Raw genomic sequence first — 8,097 nt, forward strand, 5'->3', positions numbered from 1 at the left:
GCTTCATTGTAGCAAGTTGCCACGCAATGGTCAAAAACGGAGAGTTCGTCTTATGGCATGAGATTATGTGGGCTCAATATTCTCATTCTCTCCCCCGTAAGGACATAAGTACAATTAATATCTCGTGAAGCTAGCTAAATTAAGTAGCTAAAGTCAAAAGTACAACTAATTCACTCCAATATAGAAATATATGGATATTCCTGCAATATTAACTGCACTTTTGACTTTACGAGTCCAATTTTCAGCCATTAGGCTAGATTTAATTGTACTTTTGACTTTATTAGCACAGGGAGTCACCCATCCCGTTCCTCTGCTAGCCTGCGAGAATCCCTCCCCCTGCTACCAGCGATGATCCAACGAACGACGACGAGAAGCCCAGCACCTCTCAAAGGAGGCCTGGGCTTCGACAGTGCTTCTATCATTCTGTTCGCAGCGCAATCACGGGGTCCTTCTTGGTTGCTGCACGTGCCGGGATCAGACCGGCAATCAGGGTCAGCAGCATGCTGCCTGCAACCAGAGACAGGGCGTGCACCGCTGTGAGCTGGGCAATCCCCTCGATCTCGACGATGCCGGCGATAATGCGGCTGATGACGAGTGACAACACATAGGCGATCCCAATACCCAGCGAGCCGGCCACCAGACCTACAATCAGCGTTTCGGCATTGAATAGTCTGGAGATGTCCTTCTTGCGGGCACCGATACTGCGGAGGATTCCGATTTCCTTGGTACGCTCCAGCACGGAGACATAGGTGATGATGCCGATCATGATGGTTGAAACGACCAAGGAGATCGCTGCAAATCCGATCAGAACGTAGGATACCGTGTCCAGGGCCGTCTGGATGGCTGTCCCGATCATCTCCGACATATCCGTATAGAGGATCCGCTCGCCCTCCTCGCGCCCGGTGTTGTAGGCGTCCAGATGCTGCTTAATGACGTCCTTGCCGGCAAAATTCGCGGGGTAGATACTAATGCTGGTTGGTGTCGTGTCTGCACCGAGCATACGCAATCGCTGCTGCTTGGCCGCGTCGTCCGCAAACGGCACGTTGCTCACCACATCCCGGTCAGATGCCAGCTGGGCGGCAGCAATTTCGGACGCCTCTGCATTCTCGACTACGGCTTCGGCAAGCTGCGGTGTATACGCCAAACCTTCGGACAAGAATCCACTGGATGACGCGGCATCCTCTTTGATCCGCAGGATCCCGGTGATGGTGAGCGTAGTACCTTCATCTCCATCAAAGAGGGACGTGTATGCATCCGGACCTGCAGGTGTAAACAAACCATTCTCCTGCGCGGTGTAAAAGCTATCGTTGGGTACCAGCTTCATCACTGTCTTGTCGATCCAGTCCTCCAGTGGCAATGCTTCGCCGCCCGGGGCCATTCCCAGCTTCTCGAAGAAGGATTGATCCAACTGGTTATAGGAATTCACAACAAGTGCGATTTCTCCTGCCTCAGCAGGGTAGCGGCTGCCTTCGCCGATCAGGTCATACATGGATAGGATAAAGGAATCATCCTCCGGCAGCTCCTGCCAATAGGTTGGTGTCTCGCCGAATCCCGGCGGGAGCTCCATAGGCATGCTGGTCGAGGTCTCAAACTTGACGACGTCCGCCCCGCCCCTGGCCAGCAGGTTCATCTCCACGTCTCTGCTATATGTTACCGCATTGGTGGAATTCGGGTATAGCTGTGTCAGTTCCGCAACATGGTCGAAGTATTCTTCGGTCAGTTGATTCACATGCATCCCGGGGTCAACGCTTCGCTCATGCGGCCGCAGAAGATTGTCCGTTGGAAACTCCTCTCCCTCGCTCCCGTTCTCTGCAAAGGGGGAGCCTGGCGGCGGTTCCGGAGGACCCTGCATAAACTGTACGCCCTCGGACACAGTGACCGGAAAGCCAGCCAGTGTGTCGGACTGCACATTGCCAATGTACGTGGACAAGCCGTTCGAGAGCGCCAGTACAAGTGCGACGCCGATAATACCTATGCTCCCCGCAAAGGAAGTGATGAGCGTGCGTCCTTTTTTGGTGAGCAGGTTTCGGAAGGAGAGAGATAAGGCAGTCATCAAGGACATGGAGGTTTTCCCCACATGAAGCTCGCCATCCCCGTCACTTCCTTGTCCAGACACAACGGTTTCTTCATTAGCCAACGGATGGCTGTCGGACTGCACTTCCCCATCTCGTAAATGAATGATCCGGCTGCTGTACGCTTCTGCCAAATCAGCGTTGTGTGTCACCATGATAACCAGCTTGTCGGCTGAAATGTCCTTGAGGATCTCCATTACCTGGAGACTGGTCTGGCTGTCCAGGGCGCCTGTCGGCTCATCTGCAAGAATGATGTCGGGATCATTCACGAGCGCCCGGGCGATTGCGACCCGCTGCATCTGTCCACCGGAGAGTTGATTCGGCCGCTGATTGAGCTTATCGGCGAGCCCTACCGAGGTTAATGCCTGCTTGGCTTTCTCCCGCCGCTCGGTTGCAGACACCCCGGATAGGGTCATAGCAATCTCTACATTTTGAAGGATCGTCTGATGGGAGATCAGATTATAGTTTTGAAAGACGAACCCGATGGAGCGGTTCCGGTACGCATCCCAATCCCTGTCCTTGAAGCGCCGGGTCGATTTGCCGCCGAGCGACAGATCCCCTTCGTCATACCGGTCCAGACCGCCAATGATGTTGAGCAGCGTCGTTTTTCCGCATCCAGACGGACCAAGGATGGATACAAACTCGCTTTCCCTGAATTCCAGGGAGACACCTTTTAGCGCGTGGACAACTTCGCCGCTATGGTACGATTTTTTGATGTCGGATAGCTTTAATTTTGACATATAGACCTCCTGTGCTGTCGTGTCCAGATCAACCATTCTCCTATAGCTTAACCGAACGGGACACACAGAAGCAAAAGTAGGCACCTAGCAGCTATATAACCTCGGCAGGACTTTTTGTAATGACGCCTTATACGATAGGCCCTCCTTTATTGCTTTGGCATTCTCGTTATCCTATACTTAATGTTTAATAGAGTTCGAGAGGAGATATGCGATTGTGGAAACAATGGACTATGTAGCAATTATAGCGATGGGGCTGGGCGTCCTGCTGCTCTTCCGCGTCATTAGCCTGCAGAGCCAGATCAACGAGCTTCGTTATGAGCTTCGGCAGTCGGGCAATCAGCCGGTTGGGTTGTCTACTCGCAATACGATCGCTGCCTCCGATAATACTGGCCGAACACTGAACCCGTTAGAAGGGGATCAAGATGCTGCGCTCGAGGCCAGAATCCGGGAGCTGTTGGCAAGCGGCAGCAAAATCCAGGCCATTAAGGAAGTGCGAGAAGCCCGCAGTCTTTCCTTGGTGGAGGCCAAGAGGCTGGTGGAGCAGCTGGAGCGACAATCTTAGCTTGGAACAGCCTAAGCCCTGTTCGTATGCCGGTTGCCGGACTTACGAACAGGGCTCATTTTGTCTGACAGGAAGATCCATTAAGGCGCCTCCCTCCAATCAGGTTGTCCTTGCCAAAGGCTTCGCCATATGTACGATCTCGTCGGTCTCCCACTCCAGCTCCTGATAATGTCGAGAGATCCAGAAAGACAGTCCCCCTGGCAAATAACTGGAGGTATGCAGATAACTGGTCGTATAACCTGCATCGCTTGCAAAGGCCTCTGCCCTTTTGTACAGCACGCTGCCGATGCCCTGCCGCCGGCACGCTTCGTCGATATAGAGTCTGGTCATCTCACACGCTTCAGCCTTCTCTAACTGTGGCTGCAACATTGGGAACCGGTGATCATACGGGCGGATCGCGACCGTGCCGATTATCCGACCTTCCGCGTCTTCTGCTATATAGAAGTTGGCATTAGGCGCCTCCAGATACACCTGGGCGAAATTCGTTAAATCGTAAGGATTCTTGTAGTACTTGCCTTCCGGATAGAGCTGACCCATGACACGTTGAACGAATGCGACGACATCGGCGATCCGGTTCGGTGTCACCTCAGCTACAGTATAGGATAGATTCAATGTCATGTGTTAGCCTCCTAGTTAGCATAGCCTAAGCAATAATAGCATGAATCCGGTTGATACAAGTGAAGTGATTGCCTGCCGTCCGGCCATCATGCTGGCAAATCGCCACCCGAGCTCCTGCCGTACCGTCCATAAAGTAACCAGACACGCCGTGAGTGTGGACGCCAGATAAACTAGAATAAACACTTGTCCGGGCTGCATCGCCTGCAGCAGGCTGCCCTCTCCTTGGTTGAGGATCAGCAAGCCGTCCTTGCGCAGCACCGAGAAGACCAATGCGGCGGAGGCATCGGCAGGCAATTGGAACAACTGGAGCACTGGCGCAGCCGCTGTCGCAAGAGTGGACATGATTCCTGCCCACTCCAGTAAAGCGGCCGTCAAGCAGATCCCCAGAAAAATAGGCATAGCCTGAAGCACGAATTGCTTGCTGACGCCCAATACCCGCCAGTGCACAGCCCGAATACCAGGGCGCTGCAGGAAGGTGTCGGAGCGGTAACCGATCGCTAGAGGTGTGTGGTGCTCCCGATGCCAGATCCGGGTATGCAGTGCGCCGAACAATCCCAATGCGAGCAGGTAGGGGACGAACAGCCACGGATGCCCGGCGGAGGAGAACAGAGACAGTGACGCCCCGATCTGATAGCTGCACGCAGAGACGAAGGCAATCATCGATACACAGGCTTTACGCGAGCATGCACTGCAGGAACGGCTCTGGAACACAGCGACCACATTACAGCCGAAGCCGCTCAGCACAGGGATCAGATCTCTGCCGTGCAGCCCGATTCGGCGCATCCAACCATCCAGCGCGTCAGTGACCCGGTCCTTGAGCCCGCTCTCCTCTGCCACTGCCACGCTAAGACCGAGCAGTACCACTACGGGAAACGCCCAAAGAAACGAGTACCAGCCCAGAGTGATCAGGCCGTAATCGCCGACAAGGATGGATTGCGCCAGGGGCGGCGTCCAGGTCAAACGGTTTCGGATAGGTTCGAGCATGTTCATGTCGATGATCGGCTGCAGCCACGTTGAGAACAGATAAGCCAGCAGCACAGGCACGGCAAATAGCAAAAACGTCATAGCGAGCGCTGCTCCTCTCCCCCATCGGTGGTGTTCAAACCAATTGGGCGAGGGTAAAACTGCGCTACAGCTCGGAGGCTTCAAACGCCGGGCGGGCATTCGCAGATTAGATGCCTCACGAATCGCTTGCAGCAGTTGATCGCGTTCGGTCCCCTGCAGGTCGCGGGCATCCAGAGCAAACGTGGCGATGCCTAGCCGTTCTCTGCAATATCGCTGCAAGGTTTCTGTAGAACCGTTAATTTTGTCTGTGAAAGTCAGTACAAGAACCGCACGTTTTCCCCCTGCATCTGCCGCATCCAGAAGCAGCGGCAGCTCGGCCTCTGCATGCGTTGCCCGAACGACCAACACAGCTATATCTGCCGCAACAGCCGTGCGCAAGGCATCCTTTGTGGAGCGGCTGTCATCCTCGGTGCGTATACCGGGCAGGTCAGCAAGCACCATGCCGGTGGGCAGTCTGCCCATACGGGCGCTTACCGTCGAACCACGAACATTGGCAACCAGCCCCGTTTTATCCCCGGTCAATCGTCTGAATAAGGCCGACTTTCCCGATGACTCAAAACCCAGAAGCACCGCAGTTTGTGATTCCGGCGTCAGCATGTGCAAGTCTCGCCACAGCAGCTCAGATCATCGAGCAGGAGCCCTTCCTTGTGGTACGTCTCGAGGATCTTGCGGTCCAATTCGAATCGCCTCGCGATAGCATCGCCTATCACGCCAAACCGCTGGCGGAATTTATAGATAAAACAAAATAAAAGTTGACCATGGATCACACTTGGTCCCGTCAGGAACAAGCCTGGTGTGACTGTCGACTCATCCGACTCCGTCAGGCGTGTCTTGCCCTGTTCGTCTCTGGCGAAGAGGGACTCGATGATGCCGAGACTGCCCTTGAAGCCCGTCGCCAGGATCGGTTGCGCCATCGTTGTTATCATGCGGGATTGCCCTTCTGCATCCTCGCAATAGATCAAATAGCGTTCATGCTCGTCAGCTTCAATCCATTGTACCTCATACCCGCCGATCCAGTCGATGCGGCCCTCTTCTACTTGACGCAGCCGGTCCTTTGTATAAGGCGATAGCTCAACGCTGGGGTCGCTGCTGCCTTTTTTCAAACCATGGCCCTTACGGTCAATGATCGTCACATGTTTGCCCAAGTGGGCCAGATGAATCGCCGCATCTGCGCCGCTCTCATAGCCGCCGACAATGACAATATCATCCCCTTCGATGTGCTTCCATTCCTGAACCAGACTGTTATGAATGCCATACTCTGCACCTGGAAAGCTGCCGAGATCGGGATATTGAAACTCGCCAGCTGCCCAGATCACGGTCTGTGCGGTTAATTTGCCTGCTTGCGTCTGTACTTCAAAACCGCCGCTATCCACAGGCTCAATGCCCGTCACATCGATGCCGCACTGCACAGGCAGCTGCTTGTAGGCAGCCACGGCGTGCAAATAGTTCGCGTAGTCTTCCCCGGAAGGGTGCTCTGTCCCCAGTGTATAGGCAGGTGACGTGTTCAGGGCGATGGCATTGAGATCCATCATGCCGTAGGCGTTGCTAGTGAAGGAGGGGGTGATCATCCGCACCTCACGCGGCCACATTGCAAAGGAAGCGCCGATATCCGCACGCTCCAGGATGCTGAAATGGCGCACACCAAGGTCCTGCAGCACACTCCCCATGCCAATGCCGGCGGGGCCTGCGCCGACAATCAGACAATCATAGGTCGGCATAGGCTTGCTCCTCGGACTGGGACAGCAGCTGCTTCAACTCCGCCAGGCAGTCTTTGCTGACGACTTTGCCGCGGTAATGCATCAGGTTCTCCGCACTGCCGGTGAAGATGCAGGTGGGCTCATATTTGCGGAGCATGATCCGTTCGTCGTCGACGAAGATTTCCAGCGGATCCTTCTCGGAAATACCCAATGTTCGCCTTAGCTCAATCGGAATGACAATGCGGCCTAACTCATCAACTTTTCGAACGATTCCTGTTGCTTTGATCATCGTGATGTATGCCTCCCATTGAATGTGCGTTAAATTAAGAAATCCAGAACAGCCCTTCCCGGTCCAGCTCCACTTGCTCCAGCAAGCATTCAAAGTCCGGGTGTGGAAGGATGGACGGCACCGGTGCCCACCCTCCACTCTCATTCCGAGCTTGTACCAGCCATCTCTGCTCTGCCTGCCGAAACCGGGCGATCGCAGTGCCCGTCCACGCGCGTGTCCCGTCATCCGGACGCTCCTCATAGAGCGTTAACCCCTCATCATCCCACCGATAGATTAGCCTGACGGAGGCACGCACCTGGCCCGGTACCTTATGCGCGATGTACCCATCGAGAATGCGCTCCAGTCGTCGGATTGTAAAAAGGTCCATGGCGGTTACCAGCTAGATTTTTTGATGCCCGGAATCTGGCCTTTGTAGGCTAGTTCACGGAACACAATCCGCGAGACCTTGAACTTGCGCAGGTAGCCATGCGGGCGCCCGCTGACTTCGCAACGACTGTGCAGACGGGTCGGCGAAGCATCACGCGGCAGCTTGCTGAGTCCCTCATAATCCTTATTGGCCTTCAGCTGCTTCCTCAGCTCCGCGTAACGCGCAACCGTCTCCTGCCGCTTCTTCTCTTTCACAACCTTCGATTTCTTAGCCATCTTGTTCCCTCCAATTCGTAATGATTACTATAATAGGGCGGGGCTGTCCGCTCAGGTGCAGGAAGCCACAACATTGTCCATGTGATCAACGTGGAGCCAACACAGCTTAATAGTAATCGTTACTATTATGGATCAGAAGCGGCGGAAAGTAAAGTCCCCCCTCCCCATGTAACTCCGAAGACAGCAGCTTGCTCAGACACCAATCCCATCAACACAGCACTTATGCCAGCTCTCAGCATTCCTTCCCCATTCTAACGGACACCACAGCCGCTATTTCGCCCAAATCGAGTCACTTTGAATTCTAACGGCCACCAGCACAGTTATTGGAGGGTTTTCGAGGCTCCAGCGGTCTGTTTGGCCACAATAGGCGCATATATGGCCGTTAGAAATGATGAGCTACCTTTTCAGGGCA

The 8,097-nt window shown here is 54.5% G+C and carries 8 protein-coding genes; 1 reads left to right on the forward strand and 7 read right to left on the reverse strand.

Annotated elements, in window-relative coordinates; genetic code table 11:
* Positions 1-418 precede the first annotated feature (418 nt).
* A complete protein-coding gene (locus tag F556_RS0100375; protein WP_026297015.1) occupies positions 419-2,812 on the reverse strand; it encodes an ABC transporter ATP-binding protein/permease in 2,394 nt (797 codons plus the stop codon).
* 223 nt (positions 2,813-3,035) lie between these two features.
* Here F556_RS0100375 and F556_RS0100380 point away from each other — a divergent pair, with 223 nt between their 5' ends.
* On the forward strand, positions 3,036-3,374 hold the full coding sequence (locus tag F556_RS0100380; protein ID WP_245583020.1) for a ribosomal protein L7/L12: 339 nt from the start codon (positions 3,036-3,038) through the stop codon (positions 3,372-3,374).
* A gap of 99 nt (positions 3,375-3,473) precedes the next feature.
* Here the strand turns inward: F556_RS0100380 and F556_RS32940 are convergent, their stop codons facing one another.
* Genes F556_RS32940 through rpsN form a run of 6 tightly spaced genes read right to left on the reverse strand, consistent with a single transcriptional unit; the run spans position 3,474 to position 7,685 of the window.
* Positions 3,474-3,992 (reverse strand): GNAT family N-acetyltransferase, encoded by a 519-nt coding sequence (locus tag F556_RS32940; RefSeq protein WP_020614888.1) that lies wholly within the window; start codon positions 3,990-3,992, stop codon positions 3,474-3,476.
* Between the two features lie 15 nt (positions 3,993-4,007).
* Positions 4,008-5,627 (reverse strand): nucleoside recognition domain-containing protein, encoded by a 1,620-nt coding sequence (locus F556_RS0100390; RefSeq protein ID WP_169447537.1) that lies wholly within the window; start codon positions 5,625-5,627, stop codon positions 4,008-4,010.
* A 20-nt stretch (positions 5,628-5,647) separates the two neighbouring features.
* Entirely contained in the window at positions 5,648-6,775 is a 1,128-nt protein-coding gene (locus F556_RS0100395) for an NAD(P)/FAD-dependent oxidoreductase (protein ID WP_020614890.1), read from the reverse strand.
* The gene (locus F556_RS0100400; protein WP_020614891.1) at positions 6,762-7,043 is read right to left on the reverse strand and encodes an AbrB/MazE/SpoVT family DNA-binding domain-containing protein; all 282 of its coding nucleotides are present in this window, start codon (positions 7,041-7,043) and stop codon (positions 6,762-6,764) included. The genes F556_RS0100395 and F556_RS0100400 overlap by 14 nt, the downstream gene beginning before the upstream one ends.
* A 34-nt stretch (positions 7,044-7,077) precedes the next feature.
* A complete protein-coding gene (locus tag F556_RS0100405; RefSeq protein WP_020614892.1) occupies positions 7,078-7,410 on the reverse strand; it encodes a DUF3024 domain-containing protein in 333 nt (110 codons plus the stop codon).
* A gap of 5 nt (positions 7,411-7,415) precedes the next feature.
* Complete coding sequence (rpsN, locus tag F556_RS0100410; protein ID WP_020614893.1) at positions 7,416-7,685, reverse strand: 30S ribosomal protein S14; 270 nt, start codon at positions 7,683-7,685, stop codon at positions 7,416-7,418.
* Positions 7,686-8,097 lie beyond the last annotated feature (412 nt).

It is taken from the genome of Paenibacillus daejeonensis DSM 15491 (genome assembly GCF_000378385.1).
GTDB lineage: Bacteria > Bacillota > Bacilli > Paenibacillales > Paenibacillaceae > Paenibacillus_D > Paenibacillus_D daejeonensis.

What these genes read in the sequence shown, in the direction of transcription:
- F556_RS0100375 (WP_026297015.1), bottom strand. Translation starts at nt 2,812, where the DNA reads ATGTCAAAATTAAAGCTATCCGACATCAAAAAATCGTACCATAGCGGC.
- F556_RS0100380 (WP_245583020.1), top strand. Translation starts at nt 3,036, where the DNA reads ATGGACTATGTAGCAATTATAGCGATGGGGCTGGGCGTCCTGCTGCTC.
- F556_RS32940 (WP_020614888.1), bottom strand. Translation starts at nt 3,992, where the DNA reads ATGACATTGAATCTATCCTATACTGTAGCTGAGGTGACACCGAACCGG.
- F556_RS0100395 (WP_020614890.1), bottom strand. Translation starts at nt 6,775, where the DNA reads ATGCCGACCTATGATTGTCTGATTGTCGGCGCAGGCCCCGCCGGCATT.
- F556_RS0100400 (WP_020614891.1), bottom strand. Translation starts at nt 7,043, where the DNA reads ATGATCAAAGCAACAGGAATCGTTCGAAAAGTTGATGAGTTAGGCCGC.
- F556_RS0100405 (WP_020614892.1), bottom strand. Translation starts at nt 7,410, where the DNA reads ATGGACCTTTTTACAATCCGACGACTGGAGCGCATTCTCGATGGGTAC.
- rpsN (WP_020614893.1), bottom strand. Translation starts at nt 7,685, where the DNA reads ATGGCTAAGAAATCGAAGGTTGTGAAAGAGAAGAAGCGGCAGGAGACG.